Genomic DNA, 18,604 nt, shown 5'->3' on the forward strand with positions numbered 1-18,604 from the left:
CCCGCGTTCTAGCCGGCCTCGGGCAGTGGCGAATCGCAAGGCACGTGGTCCCACCAACTACCTGTCACTGCGCGCTCGAGGAAAGCCTCGCTTGGAGGCTCGACGCCCAGCACGGACGCAAGCACGTGAACGGCAAGCCGCGGGGGGATGGCATTGCCAACCTGCTGGGCCCAGTCCTTCCCCCTCCACGGGTAGTTCGAGGGGAAGGTTTGAAGCTGGCCCGCGTGGTGCGGCTCAAAACGACCCGTTGAGCTTGGCCCTAGGCCGATCACGCGATTGCGTGAAATCTTTCCGGTGACGGTGAATGCCGGCTCGGTCGATTTCCTCCGACCGCGGGCAGACGGTATTCCCCCTGTGCCGTAGTTCGAAATCACCTCGAACTCTTTCTCCGGGCCGAATACGTCCCCCATGCTCACCCAGGGCAGCAGAGAGTCTTCCTTCTGTGCAACACCCTTCCGGAAAGCACGATGGGTCGCCGTCGGCAATTTGACTTCACGCCCTCTCCTCGCGATGAGGATCGCGCGGCGACGAGTCTGCGGCACACCGAACTGTTCGGTCCGAAGCACACCGACATCGACGCCGTATCCCTTGCGCTCAAGCACCGCCGCATAGGCGTCCCACACCGGCCGTACCGCCGGCACCTGCTCCAGCACGATCGCCTCATAGGGCCGCTCGTCATCGAGGGCCTTCAACGCCCATCGCAACGGCTCGAGGACCAGACCTGTCCGCTCATCCTCCATGTTCGCAAGGATGTCCTTCACCTCAGCCTCGCGACCTTCCTCCATCATCTCCACGAGCGCGAGGACGACGTCAAGGGCTTTGCGGCCCGTGCCGGAGCCCGCGACAGTGAACGTCTGGCAAGGCGGCCCACCGGCGAGGACGTTCGCCTTGGGAACGCTCCACGGACCGAGGTCACGCACATCCTTGTGATGTGTATCCAACCGGGCCGCCTTCCGCGTCTCGTAGGCATCGTCGTCCCATTCGACACCGACCACAGGAACCCCGAGCCAGTGAGCGGCGACGTCCAGTCCGCCGGGTCCGGCAAACAGGTCGACGATCGACGGATTCGCCAGGTCAAAGGACGGGGCCTGGTCAGCGCTCATAGACGCGGATTCTATCCGCGGTCGGTGACGCCGTTCGCACGACATACGTGCAAATAGAGGTCTCCGACCCCACTTCCGGCAGTGCCCTGACAGGCTCACAGCCGCCTGCGCCCTGCACCACTCGTCCCGACTGACCCTCCACAACGGAACACAGAACGTGCTACAAAGTGACTCGTGAGGGCATGGATGGTTCGGGCGGGCAGTGACGGGGAACGAGAACAACCCGCACTTCGGAACGGGATAACTTGTGTCGGCTGGGTGGCCGGCGATCTGAGCAATGCGGACCGCAATGAGATCGAAAAGCGTTTGCGTGAACATTATCCCGGTCAGTCGAACCAGACAATCGGCAACTGGACCGGGCAGTTGTACAGATTTGTCAACGAGATACGCATCGGCGACCTCGTGACGATGCCACTCAAGCGTGGCGAAGGTGGAGTCGCGTTGGGCTGGGTTGAGTCCAATTACCAGTTCCAGCCTGATGACGACTTCCCACATCAGCGAGCGGTACAGTGGATCGAAACCCCCTTCCCACGCTCCTCCTTCGGCCTCGATCTGCGTGCCTCCCTGGGTTCCTTGCTGACCGTTTGCGGACTTTCCCGCAATGATGCCGTCGGGCGCCTTACTTCAATCGCAGAGACTGGCGACGACCCGGCAATGGCCGACCTGGCCGATGATCCGGAGATGTCACTGTCGACGCTCGTGGACAACCTCCCGACCACGATGACCGTGCGTAGACTCCTCGAATACAACGGCGTAAGCCGAAGGACCGTCGGGACTGTCGCCCAAATTCAGGAAACGCTGGAATCGCTGGGAATTGAGACAGACAGCCCGATCGAGTCCGGGCCAATCGATCGCGAGATCACCCTCCGCCCGATCCCTGATGCCGAGTCGGAACCAGCTGCAAACGTCACTCAGCCCACCGAGACTGTTCCAGATCTGGCGGGCGGCGCTGATCGCCATGCAGATATTGCCGCGCCGATACATCAGACCCGGACCATCGATTTTCCGGTGTCGACCATCCCGGCCGCGTCAACGAGACCTGTTTCCGTCGCCCCGGACGCGCCCCTCGCAGACGCCCAAACACTGATGTTGAAGTACGACTATTCACAGCTCGCAGTCGTTGAAGATGAGCGACTGGTCGGCTCGATCACATGGCAATCGATCGCGATTGCCAGCTTCTATCAGAAGCCCAACTACGTGCGCGACGCGCTGGTATCAGCTCCACCCCAGGTTCCGTCCAAGGAGGACTTGCTTGACGTCGTCCCCTCGGTCGAGCGATACGGCTATGTGTGGGTCAACACTGAACGCGGCGACCTCGGGGGGATCGTGACAGCAGCCGATCTCGCGATTGAGTTCGGCCGAGACCGTAAACCTCTCATGCTTATCGAAGAGATCGAGCTGAGACTGCGGAGGTCCGTCAACATGCTCACCGATCAAGATGTCGCGGAATCAGCCGCTCGCGCGAAGACACTGGAGGCGTTGACCCTTGGCGCTTACCCCTACCTTCTCGCCGACTCCAACTGCTGGGGAAAGCTCAGCTGGAATGGGATCCGCCAACAAAGCTTGGTGGATCTGGTCAAGCAGGCTGCGGACATCCGGAACAGCCTTATGCACTTCTCACCCGACCCGATTTCCTCATCTGACGTCGCAACGTTGAACGGCCTGCTGCGAATACTGCGAGCAGTCGATCAGGATTCGTCAGACTGACGCTCGATCTCCAGCCAAATTGATGAACGATGCATTTTGACGTTCCCTCTCCGACCCAGCGCCCCCATATCCCGATCCGGTCCTTCGGCATGACTCCATCCTCGTTTCTAAGGTCAGGAGTCTCCAAGAACCCATGCGGTTCAGGTCGCTTCGACGGCACGACATCAACGACACGACTCCGCCAAGCAGGCCACGACCAGCAGGGAGGTCCCCCGGGAGGACGAGCCCCGGCTGTCAGTCGGCCGCCGATAGCCCTCGCGTCGCTGTGATCCCACTCGAGAGCCGCAAAGTTTGGCACCACCGGGCGTGCCGCTATTTGCCACCAAAGGACGCCCTCGTTCCCCGCCCCCACCACAACCACCGCAATACGTTCGCGGAGTCACATGATTCGTCCATTGGACTCACCTCTGTCGGTCAAGCTCCTCCTTGATCGCAGCGACCACCTCAGTAGGGTCCTCGTGCTCCCAGAAACGAAGGACCGTCCATCCTCGCGCCGATAGGTCTCGGTCGGCGCGTCTATCCCTGGCAATGTTGCCGTCCAGCTTTTGTGCCCACCAGTCGGCGTTTGTCTTCGGCCTGGTCGCATGGTCTGGGCAGCCGTGCCAGTAGCAGCCGTCGATGAACACAACAATTCGAAGCCCACGCCACACAATGTCTCCACGTATGCGGAGATCCTTCTCTAGACGGACATCGACGCGGTATCGAACGCCAGCAGCATGGAGCCGCTTCCTGACCTGAAGTTCGGCATCGGTGTCGCGTCGGCGTTGCGCCTGCATCCGAGAACGGACGGACGGCGACGAAGCACCTGGACGCTTGGCCGTCATCGGCGAACGCACCCCATGTCGAGAATGTACGCCTGATCAGGTGATGGCCAGATTGCCCTTCCAATAATTCAGGCGCCAGCGGTCACCTTGTTCGCAGGGCTACGTTCACGGGCCCACCTCGATCGATTCTGTCAATCGCGTACGCGGCACCAGCGATCCCGTTAACCCCGCGTCACCGTCGTATCCCATAGCGAAGGCGGCAACCTGTGAATTCGCGGACACGTGGCGGAGATCAGGACGCGGCTCCCCTGAATCTCACCGGGACCTCGTGGCCCCGATCGTTCGGTAATACTGTCCCGTCACCCACCCGACGACCCACCGACACCACCCCGCGATACCGTGGACCCGCACACCCAGCCCACCACAGCAGCGGCCAGCCGTACCCCGGTCCGGCGCAGGACAGAGGAACCATGAGCGACCACGACACCACCGACGACCAGCCGCTGCGGATCGACGGCGCACTCGCCGTGGTCACCGAGCAGCACGACCAGCTGCACACCCTCTGCGTGCGCACCCTGGCCGAGCTGCTGGGTTCCGAGCCGGACACCGACGAGGACGGCGACATCGCGATCCCCGTGCACGGCTTCGCGGTGTACGTGACGGTCGCCGACGACGGCCCGCAGCTGCACGTGTGGTCGTCGATCGTCACCGGCATCGCCGACCGCGCGCAGGCCACCACGCAGCTGGTCGCGCTGTCGGAGGAGTGGCCGCGGCTGCGCTTCGCGCTCAGCGAGGAGCACCTGCTGGTCTCGACGCTCGTCGACGCGGACCCGTTCGCGCCGCAGCACCTGCTCAACCTGATCGACGAGATCCACGACCTCACCCACGACCTCGATGACGACTTCGCCGCCCAGTTCGGCGGCACCCTCGACTGCGACGCCGACGACGACAGCTACGCCGGTGACTGCGATGGCGGGGGCTGCGGCGGCGATTGCGCCTGCGGCGAAGCAGGCGAGCACGTCGAGGGCGACCTCGGCATCACCACCGCCACCAAGTAACCGCGGAGCGACTACGGCCGGGCCGCCCACGGCGGGCGCCCGGCTGTCCGCTCCTGCTCGGACCTGTCGGTGGTCGATGACAACCTGTGCCCATGCACTTTGGTGACGAGGGGTTCGAGCCGCCGGACGCATGCCTGCAGTGGTGTCGGACGCGGTCCTATCCGCTGCACGTCCTCGATGACGGCGCACCGGTCGACCTGGACTGGTGGAACGAACACCTCGCTCGTGCCGGACACGAGATCCGGCTGCGGGGGCGCGATCTCGACGGACGCATCGTCCCGGAGGGCATCGCGACGGTGCAGCGCAACGATCTTCGGCTCGGCAGCGAGCTGGCGGAGACAGACCACGCCGGTCTGGGGCTGCTGTTCCTGTGCGCTGCGTGGCAGGGTGCCCACCCGCACCGCCGCTTCAAGCGCCGCTTCCCCGACGTGGTCAACCCGCACGCCCGCGTCGGCGAGGACCAGCTCGCCCGGATCAGGTCCGTCCTGGACCACTGCGCACGCGAGCGCGCGTTGCCGCACGCGGCGAGCGCGTCGTGGTCGGGATGGCCCGAGACGCCGGGCGTCGGGGTGTCCCTGCTGGCTGTATACCTGTGGGCTGTCGAAGCGAGGATCTACGGTGCCCGACCCCAGCTGATCGAACAGTTCGGTGTCTCCACCCTGATTCACGAGGGTTGGCTCGAGGATCCCTCCGTCAGCGGCTTCACCCTGCGCCGCTATGACCGGTACGTGGCATTGCTGAATGCGTGGGCGGCACAGGCGAACACGCATCCCGAGCTGATCGAGATGTGGCTGGTGCAGCGGTGGAGCGCCCGGTTGCGCGAGGCCCGGCAGGGTGCGCTGGTCGAGCCGACGCTGTTCTGACGCCAGCGGGTCTCGGCGCCGAGCCCGGCCCGCCGCTGGATGCGATCATCTCGTGAACAGCACCGCGGCCTGCGCCGGCAACCCGGCGTCGCCGTTCCTGCGGAACAGTTCGGCGGGCCGACCATTGCCGAGTTTCGACCACTCCCCGGTCTTCTCGAGGGACCCGACCACGTGGCGCCGGAACGAATCCTTCTGCAGTTCCCGCGCGAACACCACCTCGTAGAGCTGACGTAGCTCGAGCATCGTGAACGACTCCCCCAGCAATCCCGCCGGGTCGACCCGCGCCGCGTACCGCGCGCGAAGGTCGTCGACCGCCAGCCGCACCATGTCGGCATGGTCGAACCCGAGTTCCTGCTCCACCGCTCCGTCGTGCACCGGCACCAGGATGGCAGTCTCGGGAAGCGCGTCCGCCGGCACCACCGCGGTGTGCGCCATCGAGAGCACCCAGCCTCGCTCGTCTCGATCGGGGTGATCGAACAGAGCCAGCTGATGGAACTGTGTGCCGGTCATGTCGGCCTTGAGCAGCGCTCGCTCGGCGGCCGCGGTCAGCAGTTCGCGTTCATGCAGGAATGCGCCGGGCAGGGCCAGCATGCCGCGTTTGTGCTCGACCACCACCACCCGGAGCGCGCCCTCCGAATAGGTCAGCACGACGACATCGACCGCGACGGAGGGACGCGGATAGTCCTCCAATGTCCTATCGCTCGAGTCTCTGTTTCTGCTCACTGTTGCATCTTAACTCACATGTGCTCTATGGTTCGAGCAATATCAATCAAAGGGGCTGACATGGGGTTGACCACACAGCAGTGCGATCGGGCGGCAGGCGTACTGCTCGCCACAGCCGCTGGCGACGCGCTCGGGGCGGGGTACGAATTCACTCATCCGGCCGCGGACGCAACGATCGACATGATCGGCGGCGGCACGTTCAATTGGGCTCCGGGCGAGTGGACCGACGACACCGCGATGGCGCTCGCGATCGCGGAGGTCGCCGCCACCGGGGCGGACATCGGCCGCGGAGTCGGCCTGGATGCCGTTGCCGCGCAGTTCGTCCGGTGGTACGACACCGACCCCGCCGACGTCGGCAACCAGACCCGTGCGGTTCTCGATCGCCGCCCCGTCGGCGCCGCGGCCATGCAGGCACGGGCGCAGGCCCTGACCGGGCTCAAGGCCGGCAACGGCTCGCTCATGCGCACCGCACCGGTCGCGCTGGCCTACCTCGACGACGAGGCCGGCTGCCGAGACGCCGCCGCCCAGATCTCGTCGCTCACCCACGACGACCCGCGCGCCGCGCAGGCCTGCCAGCTGTGGAGCCACGCGATCCGGCACGCCGTCCTGCACGGCACCTTCGACGGCGTGCGGGGCTACCTGACCACCGCACCCGCCGACGTCACCGCGTTCTGGGGCCCGCTGCTGGATCAGGCCGAACACGGGTCCCCCGCCGACTTCCCGAAGAACGGCTGGGTGGTGCACGCCCTGCAGACCGCGTGGTGGGCGATCACGAACACCGACGATTCCGACGCCCGGCACCTGCAGGACGCCCTCGAGGCGGCGGTGCGCGCGGGCGGGGACACCGACACCACCGCGGCCATCGCAGGCGGGCTCCTCGGCGCCCGCTGGGGAGCTTCCGCGGTGCCTGCCCGCTGGCGCCGGATCCTGCACGGCTGGCCCGGATACACCGCCCGGGACCTGGTGCGACTGGCCGTCAAGACCGCGAAGGGCGGACGCGACGACAAGCACGGTTGGCCGTCCACGCCGGTGCTCGACTACAGCAAGTTTTCCGGCACCGGACGCCTGACCACCCACCCCCACGACGGCGGCGTGCTGCTCGGCGGCAGCGACGCCGTCACCGGGAGCGGGTTCGACGCCGTGGTGAGCCTGTGCCGTATGGGAACCGAACAGGTTCGCGGCGAGCACGTCGCGTTCTGGCTGATCGACGAGGGCCGGGAGGAGAACCCGAACCTCGACTTCGTCATCGACGATGCCGCCCGCACCGTGCAGGCCCTGCGCGCCGAGGGCAAGCGCGTGCTGCTGCATTGCGTGCAGGCACACAGTCGCACGCCGTCCGTCGCGGCCAGGTATTCGATGTTGTTGGGGCGGAACCCCGATGACGTGCTCGAGGCCATGCCCTGGGCACACCCCAAGCGCGACCTCTGGGCGGCCGCCACCGCACCCGTCGCCAAGCCCGACGGAGCAATCACGACCAAGATCGAGGTTGTCGAGGGCGACATCACCCGCCTGAGCGTCGACGCCGTCGTCAATGCCGCCAGGCCGTCGCTGCTCGGCGGCGGCGGAGTCGACGGCGCCATCCACCGGGCAGGTGGGCCGGAGATCCTCGCCGCCTGCGAGGTGCTCCGCGCGACCAGCCTGCCCGACGGTCTGACCGTCGGCGCCGCCGTCGCCACCACCGGAGGACGACTGCCCGCGCCGACGGTGATCCACACCGTCGGTCCGCGGTACTCCCGCCACGAGGACCGGTCGGCGCTGCTGCGCGCGGCCTACACCCGGAGCCTGGCCGCCGCGGACTCGGTCGGCGCCCGGACCGTCGCGTTCCCCCTGATCTCCGGCGGCTCGTACGGGTGGCCGAAGGAGGACGCGATCAAGCAGGCGGTAGCGGCGATCTCGGCCGCGAACACCGGGGTCGAGGTCGTCACGCTGGTGGCCTACAACGACGAAACCGCGGCGCTCATGCGTCGCGCGCTGACGTAACCCACACTGCTCGGAACCGCGATGCTCGATCGTGCAGGCACGACGTCGGCCCGCCACGACAACTGGAGGCTTCAATGGAATACAACGTGATCGCAGAGATCGATGCACTCATCGACGACCTCGACGACGACGCCATCGACACCCTGATGGATCAGATGGTCCCGTTTCACGGCGTCATCAGTAGTTCACCGCTCGCACGTACCCAGCTGACCATGACGCTCGACGACGCCGCGGACCTCGCGGAGGCAATCGCCGCTGCCTAGGCGATCCTCGCCGAACGAATGCCCGACCGTCGCCTCGTTTCTCTCGCGGTCATGCCGACGGATGACTTCGATCGCATCACGGACGCCTTGTGACCGCGAGGCGCTGAGCGCCGACGGAGGAGACGAGAACCACGCAGCCGTCGTCTGGACCCGTTGCGCGGATCGCGAAGGCGACGTTCAGACACGGCACGGGTGCGAACAGGGATACCTCACGGATCCTCAGTGCAAGTGATGTCGGGGCTGCGGCGCTCCGCCGCGTCCTCGGCCAGAAAGTCGGTCCCCCGCGTTACCCTGCATGCCGACGGTCGGGAGTGCGGCCGGAGCGCGCTGCAGATGGGACCACACCGTTGCCGGACCTCGAAAAGTTCGACCAGGCCGTCGAACTGGCGTGGCGTGAGTTTCGCGGCACCCTCGCCGACCACATCGGCACGATGCGCGGCGAGGACATCCTCGTGGTCGAGCTCGCGGAGGAACCGGGCGTCGGCGGCTACCTCCCGTGCGTGCAGTTCCTGGCCTGGGCCGAGGACCTGGTGCGCTGCGAGGTTCCCTCCAACGCGTTCCTCGACCCCCGCTTCGCCCTGTCCCCCGCCGACGAGGCGCTGCTGATCGAGCTGGGCTGGCAGCACCCCACCTGCGCGCCCGACGCCGACCCAGGCGACGGCTCGCCCGCCCACTTCCTGGACCGCACCGTCCGCTGGTCCGACCAGCTCGCCTCGATGGCCGTCGCGGCCTTTCGCGACGTATGGAGCGTGCCGCACCCGAGCTTCCTGCGGGCCGAGGCCGTCGGCAGCCGTGCCGGCAATCTCACCGGACCCACCGTGCGGGACTGGCTCGCCTCGGACGTCGACCCGATGCTGGCCGTCGCCCCGCGCGACCCGGACCACCTGCGTGATCTCGTCGAGGCCGCCCTCACCGATCTGCTCGGCGACCAGCCGCAGGTCGACAGCGACGGCGACTTCGTCCTGACCATCGAGGGGCACGCGGTGTTCGTGATCCCGCACGCCACCGAACCCGTCGTCCGGCTGTGGGTGCCACTGCTCTACCGGATCGGTGGCCGGACCCGGGCCGCCGAGACGGTCGCCGACCTCACCGCGCGCTGGTCGCACCTGCGGTTCGTCCTCCGCGAGGATCGCCTCAACGCGGTGATCGAGGTGCCCGGGTTTCCTTTCGTGCCACGACATCTGACCGACCTGCTGGACCGGCTCACCGCGTTCCTCGCGACCGTGGACCGATCGTTCGCCGCACGCTTCGACGCCGTCGGCTATCGCACCACCCCCTCGCCCGCCGGGGACCACGAGTGCGTACCGGACGTGCCGCCGTCGCTGATGGCGGTGATGCAGCTGGTGCTCTTCGGCGAGGGGGACCTCGACGCCGAGACCGCCGCCGACGTCTGCGAACGCGACCGCACCACCATCCTCGAGTACATGCGGATCAGCGCGGAACGCGCGGCGGAGTGGCGGGGCTCGCTGGAAAAGGCTCGCGCCGAGGCGGATCCGGACGAGATCGCGCTGTGTGAGGGCGAGGCCGCGGCCTGGTCCGACACCCTCGCCGCGCTCAGCGGCGCGCTGCGGGTCGTCAGCTTCTCCCGGCCCGGGCTGGCCCCCGCGCCACCCGTGGAACCGCCGCGGCAGATGGAGCTGTTCGAGGACCCGGCCGAGCTCACCCTGTTCGACGACCCCCGCTGAGCTGGCCCCCCGGAACTACCCCCGCCGCAACCCGCTCGCCCGCAGCACCCGCCGCCGCACCCCGGCCCGCACCGACGCCTCGTCCCCGACGATCCGCACGTGCCCGCGCGCGCGGGTGATGGCCGTGTACAACAGCTCCCGCGTCAGCAGCGACGACTCCTCGCCCGGCAGCACCACCGACACCGTGTCGTACTGGCTGCCCTGGCTGCGGTGGATCGTCATCGCGTACACGGTCTGCACCGCGGACAGCCGGCTCGGGTGCAGCAGCAGCGGCTCCTCGCCCCGAGCGAATGCGGCCACCAGCTCGCCGTCCCCGCGGTCCACCACCACGCCGGTGTCGCCGTTGTAGATCCGCACCTCGTGATCATTCGCGGTCACCAGCAGCGGCTGCCCGGCGTACCAGCGGTCCGGGTCGAGCCGGGTCCCGGTCGCCGCGCCGATCCACTCCATCGACGACCGCGCCCACCACTCCACGCCGAACGGGCCCTCGCGGTGCGCGCACAGCAGGCGGTGCGCCTCCGACGCCCGCAGCGCCGCCGCGACGTCACCGGCCACGGCCGCCTCGGTCACCGCTGCGGCACTGGACACCACGTCGGCCCGCAGCGCGGCCAGATCGTCCGGCGCCACGAAGGACACCGCGTCCGCCCCGGACCGCAGGATCGCCATCACCGCGTCCTCGTCGCCGTCCCGCACCGCGACCGCCAGCCGGGCGATCTCGCCGCCGAAGCGGCGCCCGCGGCTGAGCCGAACCACACCGCCGCGCAACCGGTCCCGCTCCCCCGCGCTGAGCGCGGCCTCGTCCGGGTCGTCGGCCGCGTCCAGGTCCGCGCCGACCACCCTCGCCAGCAGCGGGTTCTCCGTCCCTGTCACCGGCCGCGCCACCAGGTCCGCCAGCACCGCGCCCGCGTCCACCGACGTCAGCTGGTCCGGGTCCCCCACCAGCACCAGCCGGGTGTCCGGGCGCAGCGCCTCGAGCAGCCGGCACATCATGGTCAGCGAGACCATCGACGTCTCGTCGACCACCACCACGTCGTAGGGCAGGTGGTTGCCGGCGTTGTAGCGGTACCGGCTCGCGCCCACCCGCTGCCAGCCGAGCATCCGGTGCAGCGTCATCGCCGCCAGCCCGGCGGGCAGCCTCACCTCCTCGGCCTGTTCGCGCACCGCCTCCTGCAGCCGGGCGGCGGCCTTGCCGGTCGGCGCGGCCAGCCCGATCCGCAGCCCGGCGCCGTGCTCGGCGACCAGCAGCGCCAGCACCCTTGCCACCGTGTGCGTCTTGCCGGTGCCGGGCCCGCCGACGATCACCGCCGTCCGGTGCGTGGCGGCCACCGCCGCGGCGATGCGCTGCCGATCCGGCGCGGCCGAGCCGCCGAACAGCTCCGTCAGCCCCGCCCGCAGCCGGTCCTCGTCCACCGCGGGATGGCCGAGGGCGCGCTCGTCGAGCACCCGCCGGATGGTCTGCTCCTGCCGAAAGTACTTCTCCAGGTACAGCAGCCCGCCGTCCTCGGTGTCGACGAGGCGCAGCGGGCGCAGCGGCCCCTTGTCGCCGCCGATCACCAGCGGGCTGCGCCGCAGCGCCGCCAGCACGTCCGCGTCGTCGGGCCAGGGCAGCGCCTCCAGGTCCACGGCCTCCCCGTCCGCGGGCACGTCGACGGTGACCTCCCGGATCCGGCCCAGGTCCAGGCACACCGAGCCGGAGCGCACGGCGCGCACCGCCAGCGCCGTCGCGAGCAGCGCCTCCTCGGCGTCCTCCCCGCCGAGCGCGCCGAGACGCAGCGCGACGTGCACGTCCGCGGCGGCGAGCACCCCGGCCTCGTTGAACACCCGCAGCGCGCCCTTGCCGCGCTGCGCCACCTGCACCTCGGTCACGGCGCCCCCTCGATTCCGGCCAGCAGGTCCGACAGCTCGGTCACCAGCGCGGCGGGCGGGTACCAGTCGAAGACGCCCGCGCCCGCCGGGCTGTCCGGGCCGGCCATGCCGCGCACGAACAGGTACTGCACCCCGCCGAGGTGGGTGGCCGGGTCGTAGCCGGGCAGCCGCCAGCGCAGGTAGCGGTGCAGCGCAACCGCATACAGCAGCGCCTGCAGCGGGTAATGGGCGCGCATCATCTCCGCGGCCATCGTCTTGGTGGTGAAGTCGGCGGTGGTGAGGTCGCCCGGCGCGAGCCGGTTCGTCTTGTAGTCCACCACCACGAACCGCGGCCCGGGCAGCCGCAGCACCGCGTCGATGCTGCCGGTGAGGTAGCCGCGCAGCGGGGCCGCGCCGAGGGTCTCGAACAGCGCCGCGTAACCGGCCAGCGGGTCGTCGGCGGGCAGGTGCCGGCGCAGCAGGGGCGCGACCCCGGCTAGGGTCACCTCCGCGTCGGCGTCCTCGCCGCCGGCGAGCGGCAGCTCGAAGTCCAGCTCCGGCAACCGGTCCGACGGCGGAATGGACGCCAGCGTGTGCCCGCCACCCAGCGGGGTGTGCAGCACCGGCACCAGTGCCGCGGCCAGCGCGTCCGGGTCCACCCCCGAGTACCCGGCGGCCACCGTCTCGCGGCAGCACCGCACCAGCTCGGCCTCCAGGTCCGCGGCGGCGGTGTCGACCTCCTCCAGCACCGCGTGCACCAGGGTGCCGAACGCGGCCCCGGCGGGCAGCCCGTTCATCGGCGACGGCAGGCCCACGGCCTCGGTGGGCGAGACCAGCGGCGGCTCGTCCGGCTCGTCGTCGAGCTCGGGTTCCTCCGCCTCGCTGCCGACGCTCGGCGGGGCGTCGTGCGCGTGCGCGGTCAGCGCCGAGTAGGAGGTGCGCCGCCAGGCGGCGTCGAGGTCGCGGTCGAACCGCGCCGCGGCCAGCTCCCCCACCTCCTCCTGCGGTGGCGTCCACTCCGGCACCGCGATCGGGTCGGCGCCGACGGCCTCCACCCGCACCAGCTCGGAGTCGCCAGCCCACGCCGAGAGCCGCTGCGCGACATCCGGATCCGCGGGCACCCGCTCCTGGGCCGGCACCGCCAGCTCACCCGGCCGCCGGGCCAGCAGCATCCGGTGCAGCGGCGCCGCCTTCGTCGAGTAGGCGGGCGCCCACCACAGCACCAGCTGGCACATGGCCCGGGTCAGCGCGACGTACAGCAGCCGCAGCTCCTCCCCGGCCTCCTCCTCGTCGTGCCGCTTCTTACGCTCGTTGTAGCCGGGCCCCTCGGGCCCGCCGACGTCGAGGATGCGGCGGCCGTCGGCGTCGTGCAGCAGCAGCTTGTCCGGCTTCGGGTTCTTCGCCGCGTCCCACGCGTACGGCAGGTACACGATCGGGTACTCGAGGCCCTTGGTGGCGTGCACGGTGGCGATCTGCACGGCCGCGGCGTCGCTGTCGAGGCGGCGGCTGCGGTCGATGCCGCCGATCGCGGGGTCGCGCATCCGGTCGGTGAGCCAGCGGGTGAGCGCGGTGAGCCCGAGGGATTCGGCGACGGCGGCCTCGTTGAGCAGCTGCGCGACGTGCCGCAGGTCGGTCAGGCGCCGCTCCCCCGCGGCACGCGACAGCATCCGGGCCTCGAGCCCACTCCACGCGGCGAGCCGCTCGAACAGCGCCGCGAACCCGGACTGCGCGAACACCGCCGACAGGTCCCGCAGCCGCCCGCCGATCTGCGCGACCGCGTCGTCGCCCGCGCCGTCGAGCTCGGCGGCGGTGCGCCCGAGCAGCGGGGTGAGCGCCGCCAGCCGCACCCGGTCCGAGCGGTGCGGCTGCTCGATCGCCTGCAGCAGCCACAGCCAGTCGCGGGCGGCGGGGGTGAGGAACACGCTCAGCCCGCCGACGGTGACCGCGGGCACCCCGGCCCGATCCAGCGCGTCGTGCACCAGCGCCACCTGCGCGTTGGTGCGCACCAGCACCGCGATGTCACCGGGCTCGACGGGCCGCGGGCCGGGGCCCCGGTCCACCGTCTGGTCGCCGCCGAGCAGCCCCACGATGTCCGCGGCCAGGTCCGCCGCGACCCGCCCGCGCAGCGGCCCGACGGCGGGAAAGCCGGTCTTGCCCAACGGTCCCGCGCCCGCGCGCGGCAGGTGCCGCAGCCGCAGCGGCACCGCCCCGCCGATCCGCGACCCCTGCTTGGCGGCGTCGACGGGGTGCACCACGATCTGCGGGTGCCCGAGCGCCGCACCGCCGTGCAGGTGCGCGAGCGCGTCCAGCAGCGGGGCGTCGCTGCGCCAGTTGGTGGTGAGCTCCTGGTGGCTGTCGGCGGCGCCGACCGCGTCCAGGTAGGCCAGCACCTCCGCGCCGCGGAACGCGTAGATGGCCTGCTTCGGGTCGCCGACGAGGATCAGCGTCGACTGCCCGTGGAAGGCGCTGCGCAGGATCCCCCACTGCAGCGGGTCGGTGTCCTGGAACTCGTCGACGAGCACCACCGAGTAGCGGTCGCGGACCCGGCGGCAGGCGGCCGGGCCGTGCACGGGGTCGGTGAGCACGCCGTGCAGCAGGGCGGGCAGGTCGTCGAAGTCGCGGACCCCGACGGCGCGCTTACGGCGGTGCGCCTCGGCCCGCACCGTGGCGGCGAACGCGGCCGCGTCCGCCGCCGGGGTCCCGTCCGCATCGTCGGGCGCCAGCGCGGCCTGCGGGTCGAAGATCGCCGCCCGCGCCGCCTTTCGCGCCTCACCCGGGGTGAGCGAGGGCGACCCGCCGCGGCCGAAGGTGCTCAGGTACAGGTCGCCGATCACCTCGGCGTTGAGGTCGGTGGCCTCCTCGACCAGCACCGCGTCGGGGTCGCGTTCCCCGGCGATGCCGAGGCCGTCGAGCATGCGCTGGCAGAAGCTGTGGGTGGTGGCGATGGTGGCGGCGTCGAAGTCGGACAGGGCCTGCAACAGGCGGCGCCTGCGCAGCGCCACGGTGTCGGGGTCGGCGTCGGCGAGGTGCGCGACGAGCGGGTCCCGGCTGGCCGATGGGTCCGCGAGCCCGGCCGCGGCAGAGGCGAACCGCTCCCGGGTGCGCTCGCGCAACTCCTTCGTCGCGGCGCGGCTGAACGTGACCAGCAGCAGGCTCGCCGGGTCCACCCCGGCCTCGGCGACGAAGCGCGCGGCCAGGCCGACGATGGCGTAGGTCTTGCCGGTGCCCGCGCTCGCCTCGAGCACCGTGGTGCCCTTCGGCAGCGGGCCGAGCAGGTCGAAGGCGGTGCGCCCGTTCACGGTTCTCCCAATGTCTCGGCCGCCAGCAGCGGGTCCCACAGCTCGCGGGCCACCGCGCCGAAGACGCTGCCCTCCACCGGATCCGGCGCTTCGGTGAGCACGGAGAGCGCGGGCGCAGCCCCGTACACATAGCCGAGGTGCCGGTCGGCGGCGTCGCCGAAGGTGCCGCCCCACTCCTTGCCCGCGGCCTCCATCGCCATCTCCACGGATGCGCCGCCGGAGCGGCGTTCCGCGTAGGCCGCCGACGCGCCGGTCGCCATCGGCGGCGGGGCCTGCAGCCCGCGGTCGCGCAGCCCGACGAGGCGCACCAGCTGGGCCAGCGCGTCCTCCGGCGCGGTGAGGGTGGACTGCCAGGTGGGTCGGCGGTACTGGCCGCGGCCGGTGGTCACCGCCCGCCAGGCGGTCTCGCGCGGCCCCGCCGACGCGGCGACCGCCAGCAGCTGCGCCCACGCCGTCAGCCGGTGCTTGGCCGCCAGCCGCGAGAACGTGGTCCGCGCGATCACCGTCCCGTACACGCCGCCGACGGTGCCGGTGAGCCGCCGACCCGACCCGAGATCGACGTCCACGTCGATCGTCTCGGCGCCGCCGGGCTGACGTCCGGCGGCGGCCAGGGAGCGCACCGTCGCCTCGATCTCGCCGAGGGCCCCCTCGCCCAGGCCGAACGGCGGCAGCGTGCCGCGGCGCCACTCGGCGGCCCGGAAGTCCGCGACGCCCTCCGCGAAGTCCCGGCCGTCGGCGAGCAGCGTCGCGAGCATCCGTTCGCCGATGTCCCACTTCGCCAGCGGGTCCAGCTCCAGGTCCAGCGCGTCGGCGATGTCCTCATCCAGCTCCGGGACCCGCAGCCCGAGCCGCTGCCGCAGGAACGCCTGGGTGGGGTGGACGAGGAACGCGACCAGCTCGGCGAGGTCGACATCGCCCGGGGTGGTCGGCGGCAGCGGCTCCGCGAGGAACGCGGCCTCCGGTTCGGGCGGGCGCTGCGCGGCCCGCGCCCCGGCCAGCGCGGCGGCGTCGAAGCTGAACGGGTCCCCGGGCCGGAAGTTGCGGGCGTCGAAGGGCTGCAACGGATGCCGCGTCAGCGCCGCCTCCGTGCGGCCCACCATGGTGTCGAGGACGTCGCACAGTTCGCTGAGCGGGATCGCGGGCGGTCGCCGGGAGCCGCTGACCGGGTCGGCGCCGGTGTAGAACAGCACCAGCCTCTCGCTCGCGGACATCACCGCGTCGAGCAGCAGCTGACGGTCCTCGCTGCGCGGATCCCGTTCCCCCGGTAGCGGTCTGCGCGCGAGGACGTCGTCGCCGTCGACGCCCGCGCCGCGCGGGAAGACCTCGTCGTCGAGCCCGAGCAGCACCACCACGCGGTGCGGCACCGAGCGCATCGGCACCATCGTGCACACGGTCAGCTCGCCGGTGCGGAAGTTGGCGCGGGTCGGCCGCCCGGCCAGCCGGGCGCGGAGCATCGCGCGCACGTCGGCCAGCCGCAGCTCGCGGTCGTCGCCGTGCTCGACGGCGGCGGCGAGCTCGCGCTGCGCCTGCCCCAGCTGCCAGGCGTCGCGTTCGCGCACGTCGACGAGCAGGTCAAGCGCGCGGGCCAGGCCCGCCGACCACCGGTCGGTCGGCTGCGGTCCGCGCAACCCGCGCAGGGACACGTCGAGCCGGTCGACGAACTCGGCGAGCCGGCCGGTGAGGTCGATGTCGTTGCTGTCGACGTCGTCGAGCGGCAGCGACAGCGAGAGCCACTGGCCGTCGGCCCCGTCGGCGGCGGCGCCGAGCAGGATGCGGTCCAGCGCCGACCGAACGGTGTTCTGCGGGAAGTCGCCGAGCCCGAAGTCGGTGCGCTGCAACGGCCCGATCCCCCACCGCGCCCCGGCGGCGGTGGTCCACTCGCGCAGCCGCTCGAGGTCGTCGTCGGTGAACCGGAAGCGGCGGCGGACGGGTTCGGCGGCGGCGAGGTCGAGCACCTGGCTGGCGGTGACGCGACCGTCGGCCAGCCCGAGGAGCGTGGCGACGACGGCGAGCACCGGATTGGTCTGGTGCAGTGCGCGATCGGCGAGGCGCACCCGCAGCCGGTGCCCGGGGTGCCCCACCGATTCCTGTCCGAAGGCGGCCCGCACCAGCGGCGCATAGGTCTCCACGTCCGGGCACATGACCAGCACGTCGCGCGGCTCCAGCGTCGGATCGCCGGAGAAGAGGTGCAGCAGGGATTCGCGCAGCACCTCCACCTGCCGGGCCGGGCCGTGGCAGGAGTGCACCTGCACGCTGCCGTCGGCGTTCGCTCCGGCGGCGGGCGCGCGGTCGGCGGCGATGTCGGCCTGCAGCCGGCCGAGCAGGGTGTCCGGGGTCGGGGCTGCGGGGTGGTGCGCGTGCTCGATGCCGGGGCGGCTCAGCCGGGCCTGCAGCTCGCGGACGTCGCGGGCCAGGCCGGCGAGCAGCGGGTGCGTGACGGCGAGCGCGCCGTCGTCCTCGGCGCGGGTCGCCGCCGGTGCGCGGTCGGCCAACGCCGCCCACATGCCGGGGCTGGGGTGCGGAACCCACAGGTGCACATCGCGATTCGTGGCGATCGCGGACAGCACGTCGATCTGGGCGGCGGTGAGCCGGGTGGGCCCGAACACCGAGAGCCGGTCCGGCAGGTCGAGCAGGCCCGGCTCGTCGCGCAGCCGGGCGCAGGCGTCGACCAGCCGCTCGGCGGGACTTTCGGTACCCACCCGCCCGCGCAGCCGCCGCCACAGCTCCGCCTGCCAGTGCAGGTCGTCGTCGAGCGGGCCGCCGGCGCCGTCGGTGTCGCGTCCAACAGCCCAGTCGACCAGCATTGCCGGCCGCTGCGCGCCGTAGCTGCGGAACAGCTCGGTCAGGTGCGCGGCGGTGCCGAAGCGGCGGCCGCGCCGGTGGTCGTCGGTGCCGTTGCCGAGGTGGCGCGCCAGCACCGACGCCCACGGCTCGTCGAGCACGTCGTCGATGACGCCGAGCAGTGTCCAGAGCAGTCGCGCCGGGTTCCACGGGTCCTCGTCCGCGGTCATCCCGGTCGCCGCGGCCAGGGCCTCGTCCACCAGCCGGGTCGGCGACGGGAACTCGATGTTCGCCGCGACCCCGTCGCCGTCTACCGCGCCGAGGGTGGCCGACAACCGCTGCGTCAGCCAGCGCTCGACGCCCTTGGCGGGGACCGCGATCACCTCGGGGGCGAACGGGTCGGCCAGCGGGCTCCTCAGCACGTCGGCCAGCGCGGCCGCCAGGGTGTCGGAGCGTTCGGCGCGGTGCAGCGTCAGCACGTACTCCCCCTACGTTCGAAACTCCCCGATGGTCGGCTCAGGCTTATCACAGCG

12 protein-coding genes are annotated in these 18,604 nt (G+C 71.0%); 6 read left to right on the forward strand and 6 right to left on the reverse strand.

All coding sequences use genetic code 11. The annotated features are described in order from the left end of the window. Nucleotides 1–8: 8 nt before the first annotated feature. The gene (locus tag JOE46_RS09805; protein WP_209927094.1) at nucleotides 9–1,103 is read right to left on the reverse strand and encodes a DNA cytosine methyltransferase; all 1,095 of its coding nucleotides are present in this window, start codon (nucleotides 1,101–1,103) and stop codon (nucleotides 9–11) included. 258 nt (nucleotides 1,104–1,361) lie between these two features. On the opposite strand from JOE46_RS09805, the gene JOE46_RS26735 reads away from it, so the two are divergent. Continuing rightward, nucleotides 1,362–2,810, forward strand: coding sequence for a CBS domain-containing protein (locus tag JOE46_RS26735; protein ID WP_209927096.1), 1,449 nt, complete (start codon nucleotides 1,362–1,364; stop codon nucleotides 2,808–2,810). A gap of 401 nt (nucleotides 2,811–3,211) precedes the next feature. Here JOE46_RS26735 and JOE46_RS09815 read toward each other — a convergent pair whose 3' ends face one another. Then, a complete protein-coding gene (locus tag JOE46_RS09815; RefSeq protein WP_209927098.1) occupies nucleotides 3,212–3,634 on the reverse strand; it encodes a very short patch repair endonuclease in 423 nt (140 codons plus the stop codon). A gap of 410 nt (nucleotides 3,635–4,044) precedes the next feature. Here JOE46_RS09815 and JOE46_RS09820 point away from each other — a divergent pair, with 410 nt between their 5' ends. Both JOE46_RS09820 and JOE46_RS09825 read left to right on the forward strand, forming a co-directional pair. Beyond that, on the forward strand, nucleotides 4,045–4,632 hold the full coding sequence (locus JOE46_RS09820; RefSeq protein WP_209927099.1) for a hypothetical protein: 588 nt from the start codon (nucleotides 4,045–4,047) through the stop codon (nucleotides 4,630–4,632). A gap of 92 nt (nucleotides 4,633–4,724) precedes the next feature. Continuing rightward, nucleotides 4,725–5,495 (forward strand): hypothetical protein, encoded by a 771-nt coding sequence (locus JOE46_RS09825; RefSeq protein ID WP_209927100.1) that lies wholly within the window; start codon nucleotides 4,725–4,727, stop codon nucleotides 5,493–5,495. Nucleotides 5,496–5,540: 45 nt separating this feature from the next. Here the strand turns inward: JOE46_RS09825 and JOE46_RS09830 are convergent, their stop codons facing one another. Further along, nucleotides 5,541–6,218 carry an NUDIX hydrolase gene (locus tag JOE46_RS09830; RefSeq protein ID WP_209927101.1) on the reverse strand — a complete coding sequence of 226 codons (678 nt, stop codon included), beginning with the start codon at nucleotides 6,216–6,218 and terminating at the stop codon, nucleotides 5,541–5,543. A gap of 60 nt (nucleotides 6,219–6,278) precedes the next feature. Here JOE46_RS09830 and JOE46_RS27105 point away from each other — a divergent pair, with 60 nt between their 5' ends. From JOE46_RS27105 to JOE46_RS09845, 3 genes are all read left to right on the forward strand, one after another. Further along, nucleotides 6,279–8,198, forward strand: coding sequence for an O-acetyl-ADP-ribose deacetylase (locus JOE46_RS27105; protein WP_209927102.1), 1,920 nt, complete (start codon nucleotides 6,279–6,281; stop codon nucleotides 8,196–8,198). Between the two features lie 74 nt (nucleotides 8,199–8,272). Continuing rightward, nucleotides 8,273–8,461 carry a hypothetical protein gene (locus JOE46_RS09840; RefSeq protein WP_209927104.1) on the forward strand — a complete coding sequence of 63 codons (189 nt, stop codon included), beginning with the start codon at nucleotides 8,273–8,275 and terminating at the stop codon, nucleotides 8,459–8,461. A 347-nt stretch (nucleotides 8,462–8,808) separates the two neighbouring features. Then, entirely contained in the window at nucleotides 8,809–10,146 is a 1,338-nt protein-coding gene (locus JOE46_RS09845; RefSeq protein ID WP_209927105.1) for a hypothetical protein, read from the forward strand. Between the two features lie 15 nt (nucleotides 10,147–10,161). Here the strand turns inward: JOE46_RS09845 and recD are convergent, their stop codons facing one another. From recD to recC, 3 genes are read right to left on the reverse strand one after another with little or no spacing between them, the layout of a single operon-like run. Further along, on the reverse strand, nucleotides 10,162–12,012 hold the full coding sequence (recD, locus tag JOE46_RS09850) for an exodeoxyribonuclease V subunit alpha (protein WP_209927107.1): 1,851 nt from the start codon (nucleotides 12,010–12,012) through the stop codon (nucleotides 10,162–10,164). After that, nucleotides 12,009–15,329: a UvrD-helicase domain-containing protein gene (locus JOE46_RS09855; protein ID WP_209927108.1), complete on the reverse strand. Its 3,321-nt coding sequence runs from the start codon at nucleotides 15,327–15,329 to the stop codon at nucleotides 12,009–12,011. Before JOE46_RS09855 ends, recD begins: the two co-directional genes overlap by 4 nt. Beyond that, on the reverse strand, nucleotides 15,287–18,550 hold the full coding sequence (recC, locus tag JOE46_RS09860) for an exodeoxyribonuclease V subunit gamma (protein WP_209927110.1): 3,264 nt from the start codon (nucleotides 18,548–18,550) through the stop codon (nucleotides 15,287–15,289). The genes JOE46_RS09855 and recC overlap by 43 nt, the downstream gene beginning before the upstream one ends. Nucleotides 18,551–18,604 lie beyond the last annotated feature (54 nt).

It is taken from the genome of Rhodococcus sp. PvR099 (assembly GCF_017833315.1).
Taxonomy (GTDB): Bacteria; Actinomycetota; Actinomycetes; order Mycobacteriales; family Mycobacteriaceae; genus Rhodococcus_G; species Rhodococcus_G oryzae.

Bases quoted from the DNA above. Each gene is read 5' to 3' on its own strand.
- JOE46_RS09825 (WP_209927100.1), top strand. From the start codon at position 4,725: ATGCACTTTGGTGACGAGGGGTTCGAGCCGCCGGACGCATGCCTGCAG.
- JOE46_RS09820 (WP_209927099.1), top strand. From the start codon at position 4,045: ATGAGCGACCACGACACCACCGACGACCAGCCGCTGCGGATCGACGGC.
- JOE46_RS09805 (WP_209927094.1), bottom strand. From the start codon at position 1,103: ATGAGCGCTGACCAGGCCCCGTCCTTTGACCTGGCGAATCCGTCGATC.
- JOE46_RS27105 (WP_209927102.1), top strand. From the start codon at position 6,279: ATGGGGTTGACCACACAGCAGTGCGATCGGGCGGCAGGCGTACTGCTC.
- JOE46_RS09815 (WP_209927098.1), bottom strand. From the start codon at position 3,634: ATGACGGCCAAGCGTCCAGGTGCTTCGTCGCCGTCCGTCCGTTCTCGG.
- JOE46_RS09840 (WP_209927104.1), top strand. From the start codon at position 8,273: ATGGAATACAACGTGATCGCAGAGATCGATGCACTCATCGACGACCTC.